This window comes from Halorubrum ejinorense, from assembly GCF_055389685.1.
Genome location: NZ_AP043777.1, coordinates 2,611,019 through 2,633,261 on the forward strand (window position 1 = coordinate 2,611,019; position 22,243 = coordinate 2,633,261).

A 22,243-nucleotide genomic window follows, 5' to 3' on the forward strand; every position below is an offset into this window, starting at 1 on the left:
ATAAATATTCATTATATTTTGAAACGGAGGGGTGGTCGTCCCCCTCGCTCCGGTCTCCTCCCGCGGATGAATTATATGAGGCCGGAGTCAATCACCGACCATGACCGACTCCGCAGAGCGTCCGACGCCCCCGGAAGGGCTCCCGCCGAGGGTCGCTGAGGCCCTGAGCGACTGCTCGCCCGAAGCGCTCCGCAAGGCGATCGTTCACGCGCAGGAGCTGCTCCACTACCACGGTGAGGCGGAGCTACCGGTCGACGCGGAGGACCGCGAAGACATCCTCCGGGTCACGGAACACGACGGGTACACGGAGGTCGTGAAGCAGTTCCGCTGTGCGGACGGCTGCGACGACTGCCCGCACGGGCCGTACCTCTATCACGTCACGGAGGAGCCGCAGCCCGACGGGAGTCACAAGGTCCACTGGTCGTTCATGGGGACCGTGCGAGACGGGAAGTGAGCGTTCCGGCGGCCGCGGGCCGTCGGCTCCGGTAGGCGCCGCGCCGCTCAGGGGTTCAGACCCCGAATCCCCGCGCGCAGGAACACCAACACCGGGATGATCTCCAGCCGCCCGATCCACATGTTGAAGAGGAACATCGCCTCCGCCAGCGGCGGCATCGAGGGGCCGGTGATCCCCGAGGAGAGCCCAACGTTCCCCTGCGCGCTGGCGACCTCGAACAGCGCGTCGGCGTAGGTGAACTCGGGGCCGGCGAGGTTGACGAGGACGAGGCTGCCGACCGCGAGGCCGACGACCCACAGCAGGGTGACGATGGCGGCCTCGCCGAACTCCCGCTCCATCGTCTCCCGGTCCAGCGTGCGGTCGCCGATGCGCGCGGTGACGACCGCGTTCTTCGGCAGGAACACGCGCGAGAACTGCCAGGCGATCCCCCGGGCCACCGTGTACGCCCGGACGATCTTGATGCCCCCGACGGTGGAGCCGGCCGCGCCGCCGAGCACCATCGCGACGACGACCAGCACCTTCGCGCCGGCGAGCCAGTTCCCGATCGGGGCCGACTGGAAGCCGGTGGCGGTCATCGCGCTGACCCACTGAAACGTCGAGTCGCGGACCGCGTCGAGCCCCGCCCCGTCGAGCAGCGGGACCGGGAACGAGAGGAACGACTCGGTCGCGAACGCGCCGGAGGTGGCCGGGACCGACGCGAGGTTCTGCGCGGTGAGGACGGCGACCCCCCCGGCGAGCAGGAGGAACAGCCACCGCGTCTGGAGGTCGCCCGCCAGCTCGCGGAGGCTGCGGTTCCGGAGGACGACGTAGTGGACGGGGAACGCGACGGCGCCGAGGACCATGACCGGCAGCAGCGCGGTCTCGACGAGCGGCGAGCCGTACGTCGCGATCGAGTTGTCCGTGACGGAGAATCCGCCCGTCGTCAGCCCGGTCATGGCGTGGTTGAGCGCCTGCCAGGCCGCCTCCACGAGCGACAGCGACTCGGCGTACGCGCTCTCGCTCGCGCGGATCGCGGCGAACAGTATCGCGACGGACAACAGCGTGTACCCGACCACGAGCTTCCAGACCGTCCGCACCGTCGAGACGACGCTCGGGTGGATCTTCTCCTCGCGGGCCTCGCTCCGGTAGAGGGCGTAGCTCCCGCTCCCCGGCCGCGAGAGGATGGAGACGGTGAGGACGATGACGCCGACGCCGCCCACCCACTGGATGAACGACCGCCACCACTGCACCGCTCGGGGCAGCGACGGCTCGTGGACCGCCATCGTCAGACCGCTCCCGGTCCACCCGCTCATGCTCTCGAAGACCGCGTGGAGCGGGTCCCGGAAGTACGCCAGACTGGAGAGCGTCGTCGACCCGCCGACCGCGACCGGCTCCCACGAGGCGGTGTCGGCCGCGGCCGGGACGAACGTCTCCATGACGGCCGGCGGCGTCAGCCACGCGGTGAGGAACAGCGGGAGGGCCCCGAAGAGGGCGACGGTGAGCCACCCGCCGGCGGCGATCACCATCCCGTGTTTCGCCTTCGGCTCCGGGGCGTCGGCGAACCGGCGGTTCGCGAGGCCGCCGACGAGCGCCGTGGCGCCGCCGGCGGTCAGGAACGCGAGCGCGGCGCGGAGCTCGCCGAAGCCGAGCGCGACGACCACGGAGAAGGTCATCAGCCCGGCCTCCATCAGGACGAGGGAGCCGACGTCGCGAGCGATGATCCGCAGGTCGGTCGGAAGCGGCCCGTCGGATCGGTCGCTCATCTCAATCGCCGTCCCCGGTGTGCCCGAACACGTCCGTCACCTCTGGGGTCACGCCGTGCCCCGAGTACACCGTGAGCATGTCGCCGGCCTCGATGCGGGTATTCCCGCGCGGCGTTATCGGCGTGCCCTCGCCGTCGCGCTCGACGGCGACGATCAGCGTCTGCCCGCCGATGAGGTCGGCCTCGTCCGCCTCCCGCAGCGTCTTGCCGGCGATCGGCGCGTCCGGGCCGACGGCGATCTCGAACACCTCGGCCTCCTCGCCGATGTGCATGAAGTCGACCACGGACGGCCGGCTCACGGCCCGGTAGAGGTACTCGGCGATCAGGCTCTGGGGGTTCTGCATCGTGTTGACGCCGATCTGCTCGAACACGCTCATGTGTTCGGGGTTGTGCACGACCGAGACGATGTTCGGGATCGACAGCTCCTGAGACAACAGACAGACCATGATGTTCGTCGCGTCCTGGTCCGTCGTCGAGATGAGCGCGTCGGCGCGCTCGGCGCCGGCGTCGCGCAGCGTCTCCTTCGACGTCGCGTCGTCGTTGATCACGAGACAGTCGTACTGCCTCGACGCGCGTTCCGCCCGTTCCTCGTCGCGCTCGATGACGACGACCTCGTTGCCGCCGGCGGTCGCGAGGTCGACGAGCGGGGTGCCGATGTCGCCGGCGCCCACGACGATCAGATACATATGCCGCTCTTTCAGGATCGACCGCCGAAAGCCTACCGCTTAGCGGGCGGCGACCGCGCGATCCGGTGAACGGCGACCGGAGAGCCGGCTCAGTCCTCGCGGTCGGCCCCCGGGAGCGCGACCACGGGGAGCGGGGCGTCGGTCACCAGCCTCAGCGAGACGTCGCCGGAGAGGAACTGCATGAGCCGGTTCCCCCCGCGCGAGCGGTAGGCGACGGCACTCGCGCCGACCTCGTCGGCCGCGTCGAAGATCGCTTCGACGACGTCTCTGGCGTACGCGGTGTGGTCGTCGGCGTCCGGGAACACCGTCCGGACCGCCGCGTACGACTCGTCGGCCAGTTCCTCGGACTGCTCGACGGGCGTCTTGTCCGGTACGCCCCCGCCCTTCTCGACGACGTGGAGCGCGGTCACGCGCTCCGGGTCGTACGGTTCGAGCGCCCGCGCCGTCGCCAGCGCGTCATCCTCGTGTGCGACCGGGAGGAGGACGTGACCGAGCAGGTCCTGACCGTCGTTGGAACTCGTCATACCAACACCACTATTCTCTCCAGTTAAGAAGATACGTTCTCCCGGATCGAACGAGCAGCGGTCAGGCGGACGTAAGCCGACGAGGGCACCTCGTTCGAACGCCGAGGCCGGACCGATCACCGACCGTCGACCGCCGAGATGAACACCGCCAGCACCGGGACGATCTCCAGCCGGCCGATCCACATCAGGAACACCATCAGCAGCTTCGAGGTGTCGGGGAAGAAGAGGTAGCTCCCGAACGGCCCGAGCCGGCCGAACCCCGGACCGATGTTGCCGATCGTCGCGAGCGACGCGCTCGTCGACTCCAGCATCGTCAGCTGGGTGCCGATCCGCGCCGCGTCGAGTGAGAGGAACACCGCCGAGACCGCGAACAGGACGACGTAGAGGACGGTAAATGCCATGATACTGCGGATCGCGTCCTCGTCGACCACGCTCCCGCTGAGTCGGATCGGTTGGACCACGTCGGGGTGCGCCGAGGTGAAAAGCTCCCGTCGGATGGCCTTCCCGACGATGAGCCACCGAACGATCTTGACGCCGCCGCCGGTCGACCCGGCGGAGCCGCCGATGAACATGGCGAACATCAACAGGATCTGCGCGTCGGTGTCCCACTGCGCGAAGTCGGCGGTCGCGTACCCGGTGGAGTTCAGGAGCGACCCGATCTGGAACGCCGCCTGCCGGAGCGAGTTCTCGGCGACCCCCTGCGTCGCCCCGCCGAGTTCGATGGCGGGCGCCGCGCCGCGGAACAGAAGCACGGCGAGGACGGCGGTCACGGCCGCGACGGCGCCGGCGTACGCGCGGAACTCGGCGTTTTCTAGCATCAGCTTGAACTCGCCGCGCAGCACGTGCCAGAACAGCGCGAAGTTGACCCCGGCGACGAGCATGAACGGGATGACGACCCACTGGACGATCGCAGAGAACGCGGCGATGCTGTCGGCCTTCGGCGAGAACCCGCCGGTCGGCAGGGTCGTAAACCCGTGCGCGACCGCGTTGAAGAGGTTCATCTTCGGCGCCATCCCGCCGAGGTGGAGCCCGTAGAGGATCGCGATGTAGACGACGGTGAACCCGAAGTAGATGAGCCAGAGCGCGCGCGCCGTCTCCGCGATCTTCGGCGTGAGCTTCTGGAGCTCCGGTCCGGGCGCCTCCGACTCCATCAGCTGCGCGCCGTTGACTGCGACCTCGGGCAGGATGGCGATCATCAGGACGATGATCCCCATCCCGCCGAGCCACTGCGTGAGCTGTCGCCACATCATCACGGCGTGGGAGTGGCGGTCCGTGCTGATCTCGCCGAGGACGGTCGCGCCCGTGGTGGTGAACCCGCTCATCGACTCGAAGAGGGCGTTGGCGATCGACTCGGTGAACGCCCCGACCGACCCGGTCTGGAGTCCGATCGTCGACGCCGTCCCGTACCCGGCGATCAGGTACGGGATCGTGCCGATCGCCGCCGCCGCGAGCCAGGCGAGCGAGACGAAGAGCAGCGCCTCCCGCGGTCCGAGGTCCGGATCGGGGTCGACCCGTTCGACCGCGAACCCGAGCGCCGCGACGAGCGCCATCGACGCCAGGAACACCCAGATGTCTTCGCCGTACACGACTGCGACGACCAGCGGGACCAACATCGTGAGCGCGAGGTATTTGATCCCGACCCCGAGAAGCCCGACGCTCGCCTTCCAGTTGACGCCCACAGACATAGTTACTCGATCGATATGGGAGTCGCCCGTTCGCTGTATTAAACTGTCGAAGGGGTGACGGCGGCGGCGTCGATGTCGACGGCGCGCACGGGCCCGTCAGCGGCCGGTCACGACGTCCAGAACGCCTTCGTGAACAGCACGAGGACCGGGATGATCTCGATCCGGCCGATCCACATCAGCACGATCATCACGGCCCGGGTGCTCAGCGGGAACGTCGCGAACGTTCCGTACGGGCCCGCCGCGCCGAACGCCGGGCCGATGTTCAGGAACGTCGTCGCCGCGGCCCCGAGCGCCTCGAACTCGGTGACGCGGACGCCCGCGCGCTCGGCGTCGACGACGATGACCACGGCTAGCAGGAAGAAGATCACGATGCTGAGGAGGAGGTACGCGTAGATGTCGCGGATCGCGCCCTCGTCGACCGGCTTCCCCGTGATCCTGACCGGCCGGACGGACTCGGGATGGATCGCGGTGTAGAGGTCTCGCCTGAACGACTTCAGCGCCACCAGCCACCGCAGCGACTTGATCGAACAGGTGGTCGACCCGACCATCCCGCCGATGAACATCCCCATGAACAGCATGTGCTTCGCCGCGGGCGCCCACAGCACGTAGTCGGTGCTGGCGTACCCCGTCGTGGTCACGATTGAGGCGACGTTGAAGATGGCGTGGCGTATCGTCCCCTCGGCGCCGAACGCGACGCCCGGATCGAGGAACAGCGAGAGCGCGACGATCGACGCGAGCGTCCCCATCGCGCCGAGGTAGAAGTGGAACTCCTCGTTTTTCAGCAGGCGCATCGGCTCGCCGTTGATGGCGAAGTAGATGAGGACGAAGCTGGTCGAGCCGATGACCATGAACGGGACCACCGCCCACTGGATCAGGGGGTGGAACGCGCCCACGCTCAGCGGCTCCGGCGAGAACCCGGCGGTCGCGACCGACGTGAACGCGTGCGCGATAGCGTTGTACAGGTCCATCCGCGGGTCGACGGCGAGTCCGAGCAGGAAGTAGACCGCGATCGCGAGCCCCGTGAGCCCGAAGTAGATCCCCCAGATCAGCTGCGCCGTCCGCGAGATCTTCGGCGTGAGCTTGTTGACGTCTTGGGTCTGTGACTCCGACTCCATCAGCTGCGCCCCGCCGACGCCGATCTCCGAGAGGACCGCGGTCGCCAGGATGAGGATCCCCAGCCCCCCGAGCCACTGGATCACCTGCCGCCACATCATGACGGATTTCGAGTGGACGGAGAAGTCGACGAGGACCGTCGCCCCGGTCGTCGTCAGCCCGCTCATCGCCTCGAACATCGCGTTCACCGGGTGCGCGACCGTGCCGACGCCCGCGACGACGAAGGGGATCGCACCGACCGCGGCGACGAGGAACCAGATCGTCGCCACCGCGAGGAACGCCTCGCGCGGCCCGAGGTCCGCCGTCGAGTCCCCGAGCGAGCGGAACGCCGCGCCCAGCGCGAGCGAGACGGCGATCGCCGCGACGAACGGCAGCGGCGACTCGCCGTAGTAGAACGCGATGAGGAGGGGGAACGCCAACGGGACCGGGAGGGCGACGAGCACGTCTCCGGTGAGCCCCACGCTGGCTCGCCACCCGACCCGGATGCTGGTGTTCACGGACCGGTCACGCCATCGACGCGATCTCGCTCACGGAGTCGGACTCCACGAGGAGGATCACGTGATCGCCCGGCTGGAGGACCGTATCCCCGCGCGGTGTCACGAGCTGGTGGTCCCTGGTGATCGCGCCGATGACGAACCGGATGTCGCTGTCGGCGACGATCTCCGAGATGGGTCGGCCGACGAGCCCGCAGCCCTCGGTGAGTTCCAGTTCGAGGACCTCCGCCTGGTCGTTCTCCAGCACGGCGATGTTCTCCGCGACGCTCTCGTAGGTGAACCGCGTGATCTCCTCGGCGGTGACGGTGCGGGGGTTGATCGCGATGTCGATGCCGATCTCCTCGAAGACGGTGACGTAATCGGGGCTGTCGACGACGGCGATCACGCGGTCGACGCCGAGCCGCTTGACGAGGACCGACACGAGGAGGTTCTGCTCGTCCGACCCGAGCGCGGTGACGACGATGTCGGCGTCGTCGACGTTCTCCCGCGTGAGGAACTCCGCGTCGGTCGCGTCGTGTTCCATCACGACGGATTTCGGAAGCTGCTCGGCGAGCCACCGCGCGCGGTCTCGATCCTTCTCGATCAGCCGGGGATGGAGTTCGCGCTCCTCGAGGAGCCGTGCGGTCTGGTAGCCGATCTCGCTGCCGCCGACGACGACGATGTCGTCCGCGTCGTCCGGCGTCGTCTCGGGCGCCACGTCGGTCGCGAACGACTGGACGCTCTCGGGGCTCCCGATCACCACCGCGCGGTCGCCGACGGTGATGTCGGTGTCTCCGCGGGGGATGATCATCTCGCCGTCGCGGAACAGGCCGACGAACGTGAGCGACTCGAACCGGTCGGCCTCCGAGACGGTCTGTCCGGCCACGGGGCTCCCCTCGGCGATCTCGAACTCCGCCATCTGGACGAGGCCGCCGGCGAACGGGTCGACGTCGATGGCTGCCGGGAGCCCGATGACTCGGACGATGTTCTCCGCGGTCAGCAGGTCCGTACACACCATGAAGTCGACGCCGAACGCCCCCTCGCTCCCCTGCCACGTGCGGAGGAAGTCGGTGCTCTTCACGCGGGCGATGGTGAACCCGCCGCCGAGCGTCTTCGCGGTGCCGCAGGCGACGAGGTTCGTCTGGTCGTCGTCGGTACAGGCGATGACCATGTCGGCGCGGCCGACCTCCGCGGCGGTCTGGATCTCCGAGGTCGTCCCGTCGCCGGCGATCGTGAGCACGTCGAGTTCGTACTTGAGCTGTTCCGCCCGGTCGGGGTCGACGTCGACGACGACGACCTCGTGGTCCGACGCGAGGCTCGAAGCGATGCTCGTGCCGACCTCGCCGGCCCCGATGACGACCACATGCATGGACACAACGAGATACCGAGCCCTCAAGTTCGTTACTATCGCTACTCTCGGCGTCTCCTGCGCGTCGACTCGGGGAAGAAGGGGCTCAGCGGCGCACGCGCGGCGGAGCCGCGGACGCTTAGGCTTTCGACCCGCCGTCGGCGCCGCCGCGCGCCGCCCCGCCGAACGACGAGGGGTCCGTCCACTCGTTGCGTCCCGAGACGGTCCGCTGCGGGAAGGGGATCGAGATGCCCTCCTCGTCGAAGCGCGCCTTGACCGCCTTCACGTAGTCGGCGCGCGCCTTCACGAAGTCGGCCCGCGAGGGGTCGTCGATCCAGATCCGGGACTGGAGGCCGACGTAGGAGTCGGCCAGTTCGGTCAGCCGGACCGACGGCGCGGGGTCGTCGAGGATGGCGTCGCTCTTCTCGGCCTCCTCGACGATGATCTCGCTCGCCCGCTCCACGTCGTCCTCGTAGTCGATCCCGAAGACGAACTTCAGCCGCAGCGTCTTCTTCGCGACCGGATTCTTCACCACGTCGCTCGTCAGGGCGTGGTTCGGCACCGTGAGCAGTTCGTTGTCGAACGTGCGGACGCGGGTGACGCGGAACGAGATGTCCTCGACGACCCCCGAGTTGTCGTTCCACTCGATCCAGTCGCCGATGCGGAACGGCTTGTCAGTGTAGATGAACACGCCGGCGACGAAGTTCTTGATCACGTCCTGTAAGGCGAAGCCGACCGCGAGCGTCGCCGCCGCCGCGATCGTCGCCAGCGAGCGCAGGAACCCCTGATAGCCCGCCGCGCCGAACGCGACCGTGACGCCGGCGAACAGCACGAGGAACGCCACGATCTTCTGCAGCGGGCGCCGCGCGTGCTCGTCGAACCCCTGCCTGTCGAACACCCGTCGGAGGAGCGACGTGACGACCGACTTGTAGATGACGTAGGTCGCGGCGACGACGGCGATGAATATCACGGCGTCGACGACGATACCGGTCACCGGCCCGAGGTACGGCTCCAGCGTCCCCGCGACCGCGACGATCCCGGGCGGTCCCGCGAGGGCGCCCATCAGTGGAGCACCGCCGTGTTCCCGCGCGTTTCGATCAGGTCGGCGCCGACCGCCTCGGCGAGTTCGTCGGCGAGCTCGTCGGTCGAGGTCCCGCCGCGGGCCGCCCGAAGGAACTTCACCTTCACGAGCTTGCGGTCGTCGAGCTGGTCGTCGAGCTCGTCGACGACCGAGTCGATGCCGTGTTTCCCGACCCAGACGGTGACGTCGAGGTCGTGCGCCTCTTTCCGGAGTTCGTGGTCGCTCATACGCGGTCGAGTCGCCCGCACGCATTGAAGCTTGAGATTCCGGCCCGTCAGCTGCGGGAGCGCGCGGCCCGCTCCGGGCTCAGCGCTCGCGTTCGGTCTCGCCGTCCCGCCGTGCGTCTCGGTTCCGTTCCGTCCACTCGGCCGCGTCCTCGGGCGTCTCGGTCTCCAAGAGCCGATCGAGCTTCCGTTCGAACTGTTCGTCGGTGAGGTCGCCGTTCGCGTACCGGGTCCGCAGTCGTTCGAGGGCGTCCGTGGTGTCGCCGGTCGCGTCGTCGCGCGCCCCCTCGTCTCGTTCGACGCGGACCGAACCGGGCTCCGAGTCGACGTGGGCCGACTCGGACTCCCCCTCGTCGAACAGCATCGAGACGACGGGGACGATCACGACGTACCCGAACAGCATGAACCCGAGCCACCAGTCGAACCCGGCGAGTAAGGCCCCGAGCCACGTCCCGGTGACCGTCGTCGCGGCGATGCCGCTGGCGTTGCGGCGGAACCGCTCGCGGAGGGTCTCGTCGTCGGCCATCAGCGTGACGGTCTCCGTCGGAGTACAAAATCGTGTCGGCAGGCGGAGACGTCGCCGACCGCACCGCGCGGCGGCCGCCTACTCCTCGGTCTCGACCACGGGCGACCGCTTACTCCTCGGTCTCGACCACGGGCGACCGCTTACTCCTCGGTCTCGACCGTGATCTCGTCGCGCGCGACCGCCAGTCGGAACGTCGGCACGGTTCGGTAGACGACCTCGACGACGTTCTTGCGTTCGAGGCTGCGGAGCGCCCGGCGCACCGCGTCGACCTCGGGGTCGCCGTCGAACGCCTCGCGGAGCGCGTTGAGCACGCTGACGACCGACTGCGAGCGCTCGTCCGGGCCGGCGAGCACGTCGACGACCCGCGCCTCCAGCTCCGGGACGCGGATCGTCTCCGGGACGCTGCCCTTCGCGACCGCGTCGGGTTCGACGCCGGGCTCGACGTCGACGAGGTCGTTCGCCTCGGCGGTCGTCCGTATCAGGCTGTCGTCGTCGCGGTAGTAGTACTCCTTCAGGTGGCCTTCGAGGTAGCCGTGGACCTCGCTGCCGCTCTCCATCTCCCAGGCGTCCTGTAGCTCGCCGTTCTTCGTCGGCTGGAGGCGGACCACGTCCGCGAGCCGCTCGCGCTCCTCGTCCGTGAGGCTCATCGGTCCTCGACCGCGCTCGCGGCGCGGACGATCGTCTCCTCACCGAACTTCGGGCCGACGAGCTGGAGCCCGACCGGGAGCCCGTCGGCCTCCCCGGCCGGCACCGATATCGCGGGGAGGTTCGCGAGGTTCACCGGGGTCGTGTTCGCGTCCGCGAGGTACATCCGCAGCGGGTCGTCGAGGCTCTCGCCCAGTTCGAAGGGGAGGACCGGCATCGTCGGCGAGGCGATCACGTCGACGTCGTCGAACGCCTCCTCGAAGTCCCGCCTGACCCACGCGCGGGCGTCCTGCGCCTTGTCGTAGTACTTGTCGTGGTAGCCGGCCGAGAGCGCGTACGTGCCGAGGAGGATCCGGCGTTTGACCTCCGGACCGAACCCCTCCTCGCGGGTCTCGGCGAACGACTCGTTCCAGTTGCCGTCCGACTCGCTCCGGTGGCCGTACCGCACCCCGTCGAACCGCGCGAGGTTCGAGGAGGCCTCGGCCATCGCGATCACGTAGTAGGCCTGGACCGCGTGTTCGACCGACGGGAGCGAAATCTCGGTCGTCTCCGCCCCCTGCGCCTCGAGGTCGGCGATCGCCGCTTCGACCGTCTCGACGACGCGGTCGTCCGCGCCCTCGAACAGCTCCGTCGGAATCCCGACGGTCAGCCCCTCGACGTCGCCGTCCGCGGCCGCGGCGTAGCTCGCGTCCGCGTCGGCGCCCGCGACGTCGGCGAGGTCGCGGGTCGTCCCGTCGTTGGGGTCGTCGCCGGCGATGACGTCGAGCGCGGCGGCCGCCTCCTCGACGGTGCCCGCGATCGGCCCGATCTGTTCGAGCGAGTTCGCGTACGCGATGAGGCCGTACCGGGAGACGAGCCCGTAGGTGGGCTTGATCCCGACGACGCCGCAGAAGGCGGCCGGACAGCGCACCGAGCCGCCCGTGTCGGAGCCGAGCGCCACGTCGGCCTCGCCGGCCGCGACCGCGGCCGCGGAGCCGCCGGAGGAGCCCCCGGGAACCCGGTCGGTGTCGACCGGATTCCGCGTGGGGCCGAACGCGGAGGTCTCGGTGGTCGTCCCCATCCCGAACTCGTCCATGTTCGTCTTGCCGACGACCGTCGCGCCCGCCTCGGTCAGCCGATCGACGACGGTCGCCGAGTAGGGCGGGACGTAGTCGGCCAGCATCTCCGAGCCGCAGGTGGTCCGGATCCCCGCGGTCGAGATGTTGTCCTTCACCGCGACGGTCGCGTCCGCGAGGGGGCCGTCGGCGTCCGCGTCGCCCTCGATCGTCGCCTCCGTGACGAAGGCGTTGATGTCGGCCGCCATCTACGACACCTTCGGCCCGACGAAGAAGCCGTCCTCCGTCTCCTCGGCGTTCGACAGGGCCTCCTCCTGCGAGAGCCCCTCGTGGACCTCGTCGGGGCGCATCACGTTGACGAGCTCCTCCTCGCGTTCGACTTCGGGGACCTCGTCGAGCGCGTCGAAGTACTCCAGGATGTCGCCGAACTGCGCCGCGAACTCGTCGACCTCGTCGTCGGCGAGCCGCACCCGCGCCAGCTCCGCGACGTGTCTGACCTCCTCGGCGTCGACGGCGGCCGCGTCGGCCTCGCCGTCCGCGTCCGCACCCGCGCCATCCGTCGACTCGGACGTATCGCTCATACGTCGAGGTGTTCCGGACCGGGAGTAAGGGTTTCGGAACGTCGCATCGCCGGCGCGCCGAACGTCCTCCGATCCTCGCCTCGGCCGGACCGCACCGCGGCTCGCTACACCTCGTCGACGAACGCCAGCCAGCGCTCGTGCCCGTCGAGCGTGGCGGATCGATGCTCGTCGGCGAAGTCGGGGTGGCGGATGGTCTCCAAGGCGTTCAGCGCGCGGTCGATGCCGATGATCTCGTCGGCGAGCCGCTCGGCGTCCTCGCGGTCGAGGCCGTCGGGGGCCGCCGCTCGGTTCTCCTCGCCCGTTTGGCTCGCGCCGCCGTCGCCTGCTTCGGCCGCGTCCGCAGCCCCCTCGAGTCGATCCAGTCGCCGCCGCCGCTCCTCGCGGAGGGTCGTTTTCACCGACGCCAGCTTCCGGTCCACCGCTGGCGGGACCGTCTCGATGGCGCGCGTCTCGACGATGAACTCGGAGAGGTCGAGCTCGACACCGTCGATGGTGACCGTGTCGGGGACCGACGCCCCGACCGTCGCGGTGCGGCTGTTGACGCGTTCGAGCAGCTCCTCGCGCAGGGACTCGTCCATGTCCGTCGGTTGGGCCGCGCCGCGAAAATGGGCTGCGGTCGGCGCCCCCTCCGCGGGTCCGGGGGAGCGCCGGTCGCCGTCGACCCGCGACGTCACTCGGTCTCGTCGGCGCGGACCGTCACCACAGGCGGGTCCGCGAGCCGCACCACCTTCTCGGTGACGCTGCCGAGCAGGTAGCGCTCGACGCCGGTCCGGCCGTGAGTCCCCATCACCACGAGGTCGATGTCGTTCTCGTCGGCGTACCGCAGGATCACCGAGTGCGGATTCCCCGTCTTGACCGCCGTCTTCACGTCGATCCCGTCGGTCGAATCGGCCGATGCGCCGAGGAGTTCAAGCGTATGCTCGGACAGGGCCTCGTTGATCTCGTCGGGGTCCGGTCGATTCTCGTGTCCGCCGATGTACCCCTCGTCGGGCGACTCCCCGCTCATCGCTTGGCTCGGCTCGTCGAAGAACGCCCCGCTCGTACCGAGTCCGCCCTTGCGTGAATCGGCGACGTGTAGCACGTGTACGGTCGCGTCGAACGCCGTCGCGAGCTCGCGGACGTGCGCCGCCGCCGCCTCCGATCCGGGGCTCCCATCAGTCGGGTACAGTATGTTGTCGTACATCGTTTCACCAGTTTGAAATTTCTTGAGGCAGTGACAAAAACGTACCGCAGGTTCGCGCCACCGACCGGTCCGGTCGCACGGCTGGCGAGATGACGGCGGGACAGCCGACAGGTCGGCGACGAACCCGGCCGATGGGACGGCCGGGAAGTCGGTCTTATCTATAAGAGATCGTTCGAGACGAGCCGGTCGACCGCCTCGCGCAGGCGCTCCTCGCTCGCGGCGTAGGAGATGCGGGCGTAGCCGGGCGCGTTGAACGCGCCGCCGGGCACGCAGGCGACCGAGGCCTGCTCGATGGCGCGTTCACACCACGCCTGGTCGTCGTCCGCGACCGGGATCATCATGTAGAAGGCGCCGTCGCCGACGTCGACGTCGACCCCGTGTTCGTCGAACAGGTCGACGAGGAGGTCGCGGCGGGCCGCGAACGCCTGCCGCATCTCCTCGACGGACTCGTCGGTGTTCTCTAACGCCTCGATCCCCGCGCGTTGGACGAAGTTCGTCGCACAGGAGACAGAGTGGGAGTGGAGCTTGCCCGCCTCGCCGACGAACTCGTCGGTCGCGTGGAGGTAGCCGAGCCGCCAGCCCGTCATCGAGTACGCCTTCGAGAAGCCGTTGATCGTCACGGTGCGGTCGGCCATCCCGTCGAGGCTCGCGAGCGAGACGTGGTCGGCGTCGTAGACGATGCGCTCGTATATCTCGTCGGAGATGACCGCGATGTCGTGTTCGACGGCGAGGTCGCGGACGCCCTCCAGCGCGGTCTCGGAGAAGACCGCGCCCGTGGGGTTCGACGGGGAGTTGACGACGAGCAGCTCCGTGTCGTCGGAGACCGTCTCCGCGAGGTCGTCGAGCGCCGGCTCCAGCTGGAAGCCGTGGGGCGCGAGGTCGACCCGCGAGAGGTCGCCGCCCGCGAGCTTCGCCATCGCCTCGTAGGAGACCCACGCCGGGTCGAGCAGGACGACCTCGTCGCCCTCGTCGATCAGCGTCTGGAAGGTCTCGTATAACGCCTGCTTGCCGCCGGGAGTGACGATCACCTCGTCGGCGTCGGCGTCGATACCGGTCCCGCGGAGCTTGTCCGCGATCGCCTCCTTCAGCGCGGGGACCCCGTTCGAGGAGGTGTAGCCCGTGTGGCCCGCATCGAGCGCCTCCTTTCCGGCCTCGACGACGTTCGCCGGGGTAGCGAAGTCTGGTTCGCCGACCGAGAGGTCGACGATGTCGGCGCCCTCCGCCTCCTTCTCCGCCGCGAGGTTCGATATCGCCAGCGTCGCGCTGGGTTCTACGCGTCCGATCCGCTCCGAGAAGTCGTATGCGTCGCTCATGTGTGTGTGTAGTCGTCTCCGTTAGTCCAGTTCCTCGGCGAGGTCGATGGCACCGCGCGCGGCCTCCGCGCCCTTGTCGATCCGCTCGCGCGCCTCCGCCCCCGACATCCCGGGGCCGCTCACGCCGAAGGCGACCGGCGTGTCGCGGTCGAGGCTCACGTCGGTGAGCTTCTCTGCGGTCGCGTTCGCGATGACGCGGTCGTGTTCGGTGTCGCCGGTGACGATGGCGCCGACGACCGCGACCGCGTCGACGTCGTCTCGGCGCGCGAGTCGATCGGCGGCCAGCGGGCTGTCGTACGCCCCCGGCACGCTCACTTCGTCGACGACGACGGCGTCGCGGTCGGCGGCCGCCTCGCGGGCGGCCTCGGCCATCGGCTCCGTGACGGAGTCGTTGAACCGCGCCACCACCAGTCCCAACGAGACCATACCTGACCTGATGCGGGCGACGGCAAAGGTCTACCGTTCGACCGCAGGGTTGCCGGGCGAACGCGTTCGGGACGGAACCCCCGCGGAGCCGTACTCACGGGGGCGTCACGCCCGCGACGCGATCGGGTCGCGTCCCTTCCACACGACGTAGAACCCGTAGAACGTCAGAGACAGGAACCCGACCAACAGCGAGAGTGCGCCGACGAGCCCGATCGGCCGAGGGAACGAGATCAGGGTCCCCGCTTGGAGGCCGAGCGCGAATCGGTAGCCGAACCAGAGGACGAACCCGGGGAGGAAGTACCGTCTCGCGCGGTTGGTCTCTGTCACTCTGCCGGCGATCAAGAGGATACAGATCCCGAAGAGCGGGATCAAAAGCGAGATCGAGTTCCCCTCACCACCGAACCACGCTATCATCGGGCGGGAGTCGCTGCGCCACGGAGATGTGTCTTCGGGTCGCCGTCCCGTCGAAGGCGGGTCACCCGCGTCGCTCCGCGGGCCGGTAATCGCGGCTCCGACGCCAACGGACGGTGTGACCGACACCGAGACCGCGACGGACGGCGGCGGCTGTCTCTGGTGTGTCGGGGCGGCGTTCAACGACTCAGTTGAACCGCCCGAACAGCTCGTTTCGGTCCGACTTCGCCCGGGACGGGAGGTTCGCGTGTCGATCGGTCCGTCGGACCCCTCGCCGTCTCCCGCTGGCGCCGCCGCCGACGCGGGACCGCGCCAGCGGGTCAGTTGGTCGGGATTACCGCTCGTGTCAGCGATCTTGGGAGCGTCATTACTCACCGGGGTGATCTGACGACGATTCCGTCGGTGCCTGCGACTAAGCCGCTCTTATCGGTCACGGCGTGGTCCCGGCGAATCCGGAGACACACGGGTCGAGAGTAAGCCGGTCGAATTCTGACCAAGACAACGCATAACAAAGCGAGTCCGGATGCTGACGTTTCGTTGTGGTTTACACGAGCGTCGCGGACGAACGAGCGGGGGACAGTGACGGGCTGAATATTGCGTCGAGTGACGGGCGGACAGTTTCGTCGAGTGACGACGTGACAGGCGAAACGAGACGTAGCTCAGAGTGATAACACACATGAACAATTCAACGAAGAAAGTCATCGCGATCGCACTCGCGGCGGTGATGATGGGCTCCGTCGTGGGGATGGTCGGGGCACAGGAGGTACGGCCACAGGCCGCCTCGCCGACGAACGCGAGCGCCACGGTGGCGTTCTCCGATCAGACGACTAACGGCACGTCCGTGACCGTCGATTCGGTGAACACGTCCGAGGGCGGGTTCGTGGTGATCCACGACGACAGCCTGCTCGAGGGAGACGTCACCGGGAGCGTGATCGGCGTCTCGGAGTACCTCGAACCCGGGGAGAACGAGAACGTCACGGTCACGCTGTTCGACGGCGTTCCGGGCGCTTCGTTCAACCAGACCGAACTCACCGAGAACGAGACGCTGATCGCGATGCCGCACCTCGACACGAACGCCAGCGAGACCTACGACTTCGTCGCGAGTAACGGGTCCGACGACGGTCCGTACGTCGACAACGGGTCGGCCGTAACCGACTCCGCGAACGTCACCGTCGAGACCGCACCGGTCGACCCGCCGACGGAGGCCAACGCCACGGTGGCGTTCTCCGATCAGACGACGGACGGCACGTCCGTCACCGTCGATTCGGTGAACACGTCCGACGGCGGGTTCGTGGTGATCCACGACGACAGTCTGCTCGACGGGGAGGTCACCGGGAGCGTGATCGGCGTCTCGGAGTACCTCGAACCCGGAGAGAACGAGGACGTCGCCGTCACGCTGTTCGACGGCGTTCCGGGCGCTTCGTTCAACCAGACCGAACTCACCGAGAACGAGACGCTGATCGCGATGCCGCACCGCGACACGAACGCCAACGACACCTACGACTTCGTGGCGACTAACGGGTCGGCCGACGGCCCGTACGTCGCGAACGGGTCGGCCGTAACCGACTCCGCGAACGTCACCGTGGAAGCGACACAGACCACCGGTGAATCGTTCGTCGTGAGCGATCTGGCTGCCCCCGAGGCGATCGAACGGGGCGAGACGCTGGAGGTCACCGCAACGATCGAGAACCCCAACGACGTGTCGGACACGCAGAGCGTGGAGTACCGCTTCGACGGGAACGTGACGGCCCGCGAGGATATCAGCCTCGACGCCGGCGAATCGGTGAACTTCACGGCGACGGTCAACACGTCTGAAGTCGCTTCCGGCGCGTACATCCACGGCGTCTACACCCGTGGGGACGGGCAGCCGGCTCAGGTCCGGATCGCCGACGAAGTCGTCTCCTTCGGCGTCTCGGATCTCAGCGCGCCCGAGTCGGCGAACGTGGGCGACGAGGTCACGGTGAGCGCCACCGTCTCGAACCCCAACGACTTCGCCGTCGAACAGCCGGTCCAGTTCCGGTTCGACGGCGACCTCGTGGAGACCCGGAACGTCGAGCTCGACGGCGAGAGCTCCACGACCGTTGAGTTCGAGGTACGGGCCACGGGCCCGCCGGGCACGTACATCCACAGCGTCTTCACGAACGACTTCGGTCAGGACGCGATCATCACCGTCGAGACGCCCGGCCAAGGGCCTCCGGCTGACGGAGACGACGGAGATGACGCAGACGGAGATGACGGAGGTGACGCAGGCGGCGAGGACGGAGAAGATGGTACAGACGGAGAGGACGGAACAGACGGAGACGACGGAACTGATGGAGGCGCCGGTGGAAACGCGACCGACGGCGACTCCGGTGGAAACGCGACCGACGGCGAGCAGCCGTAAACACCTGAGGACGGGTATCTAACCCAGCTTCCTCGGGTTCGATCTTCTATCGAGTTCACGGCTTGGGTCAGCGGGCGCCGAGCGTGGCGCTCGACGTCTCGGGAGAAGATATTCGCCTACAGAGCGACGGTTCACACGATGACGGAGCGATCGATCTCGGTGGAGCGACCTCGTGAGCGAACGCGGGGATGAAGTCGCCCAACGCGGCTGAAGTGCCGATGGTATCTACTTCGCGACCTTCGCCTCGAACTTCTCGCGCACCTTCTCCATCTTCGGCTGGGCGTGGAAGCTACAGTAGGCGTCGTTCGGGTTCTTCGCGAAGTAGTCCTGGTGGTGTTCCTCGGCGCGGTAGAACGTCTCCAACCGCTCGAGCTCCGTCACCACGTCGTCGTCGTACTCCTCGTCGAGCGCCTCGATGTAGGCCGCGGCGGTCTTCCGCTGTTCCTCGTCGTGGTAGAGGACGATGGAGCGGTACTGGCTCCCCACGTCGGGGCCCTGTCGGTTCAGCTGCGTGGGGTCGTGGACCTCGAAGAACGCCTCCAGCACCTCGTCGTAGGCGATCGCGTCGGGGTCGAACTCGACCTGGACGACCTCCGCGTGCCCGGTGTTGCCCGAGCAGACCTGTTTGTACGTGGGGTCCTCGACGTGGCCGCCCGCGTAGCCGGACGTGACCGACTCGACGCCGGCAAGCAGTTCGAGGGCCGCCTCGGTACACCAGAAGCAGCCGCCGCCGAGCGTCGCGGTTTCGAGCTGATCTGTCATGTACACGCGTTGGCGTCGGAGACGTATTAATGACGCGTGGAGACGCGGCCGGAAGGACGTCTATTCGACGGTCTCCGATTTACGAACCGGAGCGAGGCGGAGCCGCGTTGAGTCCCCCGGGCCGGCCGGCTGCCGCGGGACGGCGCCCGCGTGCTACCCGTTCCGCGACACGCCGCTCGCCGCAACCTATTCCCTCCCGCCGATCGTACCCCATCCCGATGAAGGTCGGCCTCATTTCCGACGTTCACGCGAACCTCCCGGCGCTGGAGACCGTACTGGACGACATGCCCGCGGTCGACCGGATCTACTGCGCGGGCGACGTGGTCGGGTACAACCCGTGGCCGGCCGAGTGCGTCGAGCGCGTGCGCGAAGTCGCGGCCGCGACGGTGCGCGGGAACCACGACCGCACCGTCGAGAGCCCGGAGCGCTACCGCGCCAACCGGATGGCCGAGGCGGGCCTCGAACACGCGAAGGCGTCGCTGTCGGCCGAGCAGCGCGAGTGGATCGGCGGCCTCCCGCGCGCCGAGACGTTCGCCGGCGACCGGTATCTGCTGGTCCACTCACACCCCGCGGCCGAGCGCGAGGACGCCTACGTCTACCCGGAGGAGTTCCCGAATCTCGACCGACACATGGGCGAGTACGACGGAATCTTCCTCGGACACACCCACGTTCAGGGGGTCCGCGATGTCGCGGGCGGCTTCGTCTGTAATCCCGGCAGCGTCGGCCAGCCGCGCGACGGCGACCCGCGCGCCGGCTACGCGGTCTTGGACACGACGGCCGCCGGGACCGACGCGGTCGAGACGCGCCGCGTGAGCTACGACATCGACCGCGTCGCCGCGGCCGTTCACGAGGCCGACCTCCCGGAGCGGACCGCGGAGCGCCTCTACGACGGCGCGTAGCTCACTCGGCGTCGTCGCCGACTTCGATCCCCAACTGCTCGTAGCAGAACGCCCACGAGTCCGTCTGCTCGTCGACGACCATCGACGCGGGCTTGCCGACGCCGTGGCCGGTCTCCGGCTTGGTGCGCAACAGGAAAGGACCGCCGTCGGCCTCGCTCTGGAGGCGGGCGGTCATCTTCCGGGCGTGCGAGGGGTGGACGCGCGTGTCGCTCGCGGCCGTGGTGAAGTACACCGGCGGGTGGGTCGCGTCGGGGTCGACGTTGTGGTACGGCGAGTACGCCCGGAGATACTCGAACGCCTCCGGGTCCTCCGGGTGCCCGTACTCCGTCGTCCACGACTCGCCGAGCAGGAAGCGGTGGAACCGCAGCATGTCCAGGAGCGGGACCGCACACCGCGCGGCCGCCCACAGGTCCGGGCGCTGGGTGACGACCGCGCCGACAGAGAGCCCGCCGTTCGACCCGCCCGCGACCGCGAGCCGATCCGAGTCGGTGAGGCCGGACGCACAGAGCGCCTCGCCGGCCGCGACGAAGTCGTCGAAGGTGTGCTGTTTCTCCGCCAGCATCCCCGCCTCGTGCCACGGCTCGCCGTACTCGTACCCGCCGCGCGCGCACACCGCCGCGAACGCGCCGCCGTCGGCGAGGAACGGCAGCCGGAACCGGCCGAACGAGGGCGTGACGCTGTTACGGAACCCGCCGTACCCGTACAGCTGGGTCGGTCGCGGGCCGTCGACGTCGACGTCCTCGCGGTAGCAGACGAACACGGGGACCTCGGCGCCGTCCGTCGAGTCGACGAAGCGCTGCTCGACGACGAGGTCGTCGGGAACCGACAGGTCGACCGAATCGATCTCGGTCGGTGCGGCGGCTTCGCTCGCGTCGGCGTCGGCCGCGCCGGATTCGTCCGCGTCGGCGTCGTTCACACCAGCGTCGTCGCCGGACCCGACGGTCAGATCGAGCCCCTGAACGGCCGGCGGTCGGTCGAAGCCGGTGACGCCGAAGTACGCCTCGGGCGCGTCGCGGGCCGCGGAGAGCCACGTCACGGAACAGTACTCCGGCAGCGACACGTCGCGGCGGTGCGTCCCGTCGCGGTCGTGGACCGAGAGCCGCGAGTGGGCGTCGCGCTGGCGGTGGACGAGGAGGCTGTCGGCGGTCGGCACCGCCGACTGGAGGATCCCCTCGCCCTCGGAGATGACCTCGCGGCACTCCTCGAAGGAGAGGTCGCCCTCGCGGAACCGCTCGACCGAGCAGGCGAGGAGCCGTCGCCGAGGCGCATCGTGGTCGGTCGAGACGAACGCGGTCCCGTCGTGGAACCGGACCGAGGTCTCGGCGTCGGTGTCGGTCAGGACCGGACGGAGGTCGCCGTCGACGTGGACGTACCACTCGGTCCCCCCGACCATCTCCGAGAAGGCGACCGCGAGCAGCCCCGAGTCGGAGTCGACGGTGACCCGCGGCCAGACGTGCTGGTCGTCGTGTTCGAGCAGGACGGTCTCGTCGGCGGCGCCGCCGGCGAACCGGAACCGGCGGACCTCCTTGTCCATCTGCGCGCCGTCGGCCGCGCCGCCGGTGGCGACGTAGACGAACCCCTCGCAGTCGGCGTCCCACGCGAAGCTCCCGGCGTTGACGCGTCCCCGCTCGGGGAGGACCGCGACCTCCTCGACGCCCGCCCCGTAGCCGCTCGACGCGTCCGACTCCGAGTCAGCCTCCGACGCGTCCGACTCCGAGTCAGCCTCCGACGCCTCGTCTTCAGTTGACTCGTCTGCTTCCGGGTCGGGCACGGAGAGGACTCGCACGTCGTAGTTCTCGTCGCCGCCCTCGGTGACGCCGACCGCGACGCGCTCGCCGTCGTGGGCCGGGACGTACCACGCCATCGACCGGGGCGGCCCCTCGCCGCCGCGGTTGGCCGCCCAGGCGTTCGGGTCAACGACGACTCGGTCGTCGCCGTCGGCCGCGTCGCGGACGACGAGCCGAGCGTGGTCGGCTCCGGGCTCGCGGACCGTCGCGAAGTACCGGCCCTCGCGGACGGTGATCGGCCCGTAGTCCGCCACCTCGACGAGGTCCTCGAACCGGGGGCGCAGGCGGTCGCGGATCCCGTCGTCGAGCGCGGCGTCGACGTGGGCGTTCTGTTCGTCGACCCACTCGGCTACCGCCTCGTCGTCGGCTTCGAGCCACCGATACGGGTCTGTTACCTCGACGCCGTGGAGCGTCTCCGTGACGGTCTCGCGCTTGGTCTCCGGCGGAGACCGGGTCGAAGCGGAGTGTCGTGACATACGATTCGGTGTCGCCGCCGACGCAAAACGGCTGGGGTCACGGCCAGAGGCCGACGACGAGGAGGAGGTTCCGCGCGGCGACCGCCAGCGAGAGCGCGCCGACGCCCGCGCACATCACGGTCGCGACGAGCCGGCGCGTGCCGCCGGCGACCGCGACCGGCACGCCGATGAGCGCCATCCCGGCGACCTTCGTGAGGAGCATGCCGCGGAGGAGGCCGAAGCGGGAGATGAACAGGCGGCCGACGGGCGACCCCTCGACGTACTCGGTCCCCGAGAGGGCGAGGTAGGTGGTCCCTACGTCGGCGGCGGCGCCGACGAACAGGAGACAGACCGCGAGCGCGAGACGGGAAACCACTGGCCTAGCGAACGCGGTACGGACCAATAAATCTCCGGGCAGGCGCACGGTCGACGCCGTGAGAGGTGTCGACGTATCGAATCGAGCCCTCTCAGACGGGGAGCGAAGGCGG

General features: G+C 69.0%; 23 protein-coding genes. 3 read left to right on the forward strand and 20 right to left on the reverse strand.

What is annotated here, in order from left to right; genetic code table 11:
• Positions 1-100: 100 nt before the first annotated feature.
• Positions 101-454, forward strand: a complete 354-nt coding sequence (locus ACZ5KW_RS14470; RefSeq protein WP_343780757.1) for a hypothetical protein — start codon at positions 101-103, stop codon at positions 452-454.
• Positions 455-501: 47 nt separating this feature from the next.
• On the opposite strand, the gene ACZ5KW_RS14475 is transcribed toward ACZ5KW_RS14470, so the two are convergent.
• From ACZ5KW_RS14475 to ACZ5KW_RS14555, 17 genes are all read right to left on the reverse strand, one after another.
• Positions 502-2,196 (reverse strand): potassium transporter TrkG, encoded by a 1,695-nt coding sequence (locus ACZ5KW_RS14475; RefSeq protein ID WP_343780756.1) that lies wholly within the window; start codon positions 2,194-2,196, stop codon positions 502-504.
• A 1-nt stretch (position 2,197) separates the two neighbouring features.
• Positions 2,198-2,881 (reverse strand): potassium channel family protein, encoded by a 684-nt coding sequence (locus ACZ5KW_RS14480; RefSeq protein ID WP_343780755.1) that lies wholly within the window; start codon positions 2,879-2,881, stop codon positions 2,198-2,200.
• An 89-nt stretch (positions 2,882-2,970) separates the two neighbouring features.
• Positions 2,971-3,405 (reverse strand): universal stress protein, encoded by a 435-nt coding sequence (locus tag ACZ5KW_RS14485; protein WP_343780754.1) that lies wholly within the window; start codon positions 3,403-3,405, stop codon positions 2,971-2,973.
• Positions 3,406-3,521: 116 nt separating this feature from the next.
• Entirely contained in the window at positions 3,522-5,090 is a 1,569-nt protein-coding gene (locus ACZ5KW_RS14490) for a TrkH family potassium uptake protein (protein ID WP_343780753.1), read from the reverse strand.
• A 107-nt stretch (positions 5,091-5,197) separates the two neighbouring features.
• Positions 5,198-6,700: a TrkH family potassium uptake protein gene (locus ACZ5KW_RS14495; protein ID WP_343780752.1), complete on the reverse strand. Its 1,503-nt coding sequence runs from the start codon at positions 6,698-6,700 to the stop codon at positions 5,198-5,200.
• A gap of 7 nt (positions 6,701-6,707) precedes the next feature.
• Positions 6,708-8,045, reverse strand: coding sequence for a Trk system potassium transporter TrkA (gene trkA / locus ACZ5KW_RS14500; RefSeq protein ID WP_343780751.1), 1,338 nt, complete (start codon positions 8,043-8,045; stop codon positions 6,708-6,710).
• A gap of 118 nt (positions 8,046-8,163) precedes the next feature.
• A complete protein-coding gene (locus ACZ5KW_RS14505) occupies positions 8,164-9,087 on the reverse strand; it encodes a mechanosensitive ion channel family protein (protein ID WP_343780749.1) in 924 nt (307 codons plus the stop codon).
• Positions 9,087-9,332 (reverse strand): YhbY family RNA-binding protein, encoded by a 246-nt coding sequence (locus ACZ5KW_RS14510; RefSeq protein ID WP_343780747.1) that lies wholly within the window; start codon positions 9,330-9,332, stop codon positions 9,087-9,089. Before ACZ5KW_RS14510 ends, ACZ5KW_RS14505 begins: the two co-directional genes overlap by 1 nt.
• Before the next feature lie 79 nt (positions 9,333-9,411).
• Complete coding sequence (locus ACZ5KW_RS14515; RefSeq protein WP_343780746.1) at positions 9,412-9,855, reverse strand: SHOCT domain-containing protein; 444 nt, start codon at positions 9,853-9,855, stop codon at positions 9,412-9,414.
• A 140-nt stretch (positions 9,856-9,995) separates the two neighbouring features.
• Positions 9,996-10,502: a DUF5797 family protein gene (locus ACZ5KW_RS14520; protein ID WP_343780745.1), complete on the reverse strand. Its 507-nt coding sequence runs from the start codon at positions 10,500-10,502 to the stop codon at positions 9,996-9,998.
• Positions 10,499-11,803, reverse strand: coding sequence for an Asp-tRNA(Asn)/Glu-tRNA(Gln) amidotransferase subunit GatA (gatA, locus tag ACZ5KW_RS14525; RefSeq protein ID WP_343780744.1), 1,305 nt, complete (start codon positions 11,801-11,803; stop codon positions 10,499-10,501). The genes ACZ5KW_RS14520 and gatA overlap by 4 nt, the downstream gene beginning before the upstream one ends.
• Positions 11,804-12,136, reverse strand: coding sequence for an Asp-tRNA(Asn)/Glu-tRNA(Gln) amidotransferase subunit GatC (gene gatC / locus ACZ5KW_RS14530; protein ID WP_343780742.1), 333 nt, complete (start codon positions 12,134-12,136; stop codon positions 11,804-11,806). It lies immediately after the preceding gene.
• 104 nt (positions 12,137-12,240) lie between these two features.
• The gene (locus ACZ5KW_RS14535; protein WP_343780741.1) at positions 12,241-12,714 is read right to left on the reverse strand and encodes a DUF5788 family protein; all 474 of its coding nucleotides are present in this window, start codon (positions 12,712-12,714) and stop codon (positions 12,241-12,243) included.
• A gap of 92 nt (positions 12,715-12,806) precedes the next feature.
• Positions 12,807-13,319, reverse strand: coding sequence for a universal stress protein (locus ACZ5KW_RS14540; protein ID WP_343780740.1), 513 nt, complete (start codon positions 13,317-13,319; stop codon positions 12,807-12,809).
• Positions 13,320-13,477: 158 nt separating this feature from the next.
• Positions 13,478-14,632 carry a pyridoxal phosphate-dependent aminotransferase gene (locus ACZ5KW_RS14545; protein WP_343780738.1) on the reverse strand — a complete coding sequence of 385 codons (1,155 nt, stop codon included), beginning with the start codon at positions 14,630-14,632 and terminating at the stop codon, positions 13,478-13,480.
• Positions 14,633-14,653: 21 nt separating this feature from the next.
• Positions 14,654-15,058 carry a 6,7-dimethyl-8-ribityllumazine synthase gene (ribH, locus tag ACZ5KW_RS14550; protein ID WP_343780736.1) on the reverse strand — a complete coding sequence of 135 codons (405 nt, stop codon included), beginning with the start codon at positions 15,056-15,058 and terminating at the stop codon, positions 14,654-14,656.
• Positions 15,059-15,163: 105 nt separating this feature from the next.
• A complete protein-coding gene (locus tag ACZ5KW_RS14555) occupies positions 15,164-15,472 on the reverse strand; it encodes a hypothetical protein (RefSeq protein ID WP_343780735.1) in 309 nt (102 codons plus the stop codon).
• Between the two features lie 673 nt (positions 15,473-16,145).
• On the opposite strand from ACZ5KW_RS14555, the gene ACZ5KW_RS14560 reads away from it, so the two are divergent.
• On the forward strand, positions 16,146-17,852 hold the full coding sequence (locus ACZ5KW_RS14560; RefSeq protein WP_343780733.1) for a DUF7282 domain-containing protein: 1,707 nt from the start codon (positions 16,146-16,148) through the stop codon (positions 17,850-17,852).
• Positions 17,853-18,077: 225 nt separating this feature from the next.
• On the opposite strand, the gene msrA is transcribed toward ACZ5KW_RS14560, so the two are convergent.
• Entirely contained in the window at positions 18,078-18,614 is a 537-nt protein-coding gene (gene msrA / locus ACZ5KW_RS14565) for a peptide-methionine (S)-S-oxide reductase MsrA (RefSeq protein WP_343780731.1), read from the reverse strand.
• Between the two features lie 218 nt (positions 18,615-18,832).
• Here msrA and ACZ5KW_RS14570 point away from each other — a divergent pair, with 218 nt between their 5' ends.
• Positions 18,833-19,513 carry a metallophosphoesterase family protein gene (locus tag ACZ5KW_RS14570; protein ID WP_343780729.1) on the forward strand — a complete coding sequence of 227 codons (681 nt, stop codon included), beginning with the start codon at positions 18,833-18,835 and terminating at the stop codon, positions 19,511-19,513.
• Position 19,514: 1 nt separating this feature from the next.
• Here ACZ5KW_RS14570 and ACZ5KW_RS14575 read toward each other — a convergent pair whose 3' ends face one another.
• Both ACZ5KW_RS14575 and ACZ5KW_RS14580 read right to left on the reverse strand, forming a co-directional pair.
• A complete protein-coding gene (locus ACZ5KW_RS14575; RefSeq protein WP_343780727.1) occupies positions 19,515-21,776 on the reverse strand; it encodes a prolyl oligopeptidase family serine peptidase in 2,262 nt (753 codons plus the stop codon).
• A 37-nt stretch (positions 21,777-21,813) separates the two neighbouring features.
• Positions 21,814-22,131 (reverse strand): hypothetical protein, encoded by a 318-nt coding sequence (locus tag ACZ5KW_RS14580; protein WP_343780726.1) that lies wholly within the window; start codon positions 22,129-22,131, stop codon positions 21,814-21,816.
• Between the last annotated feature and the right edge of the window lie 112 nt (positions 22,132-22,243).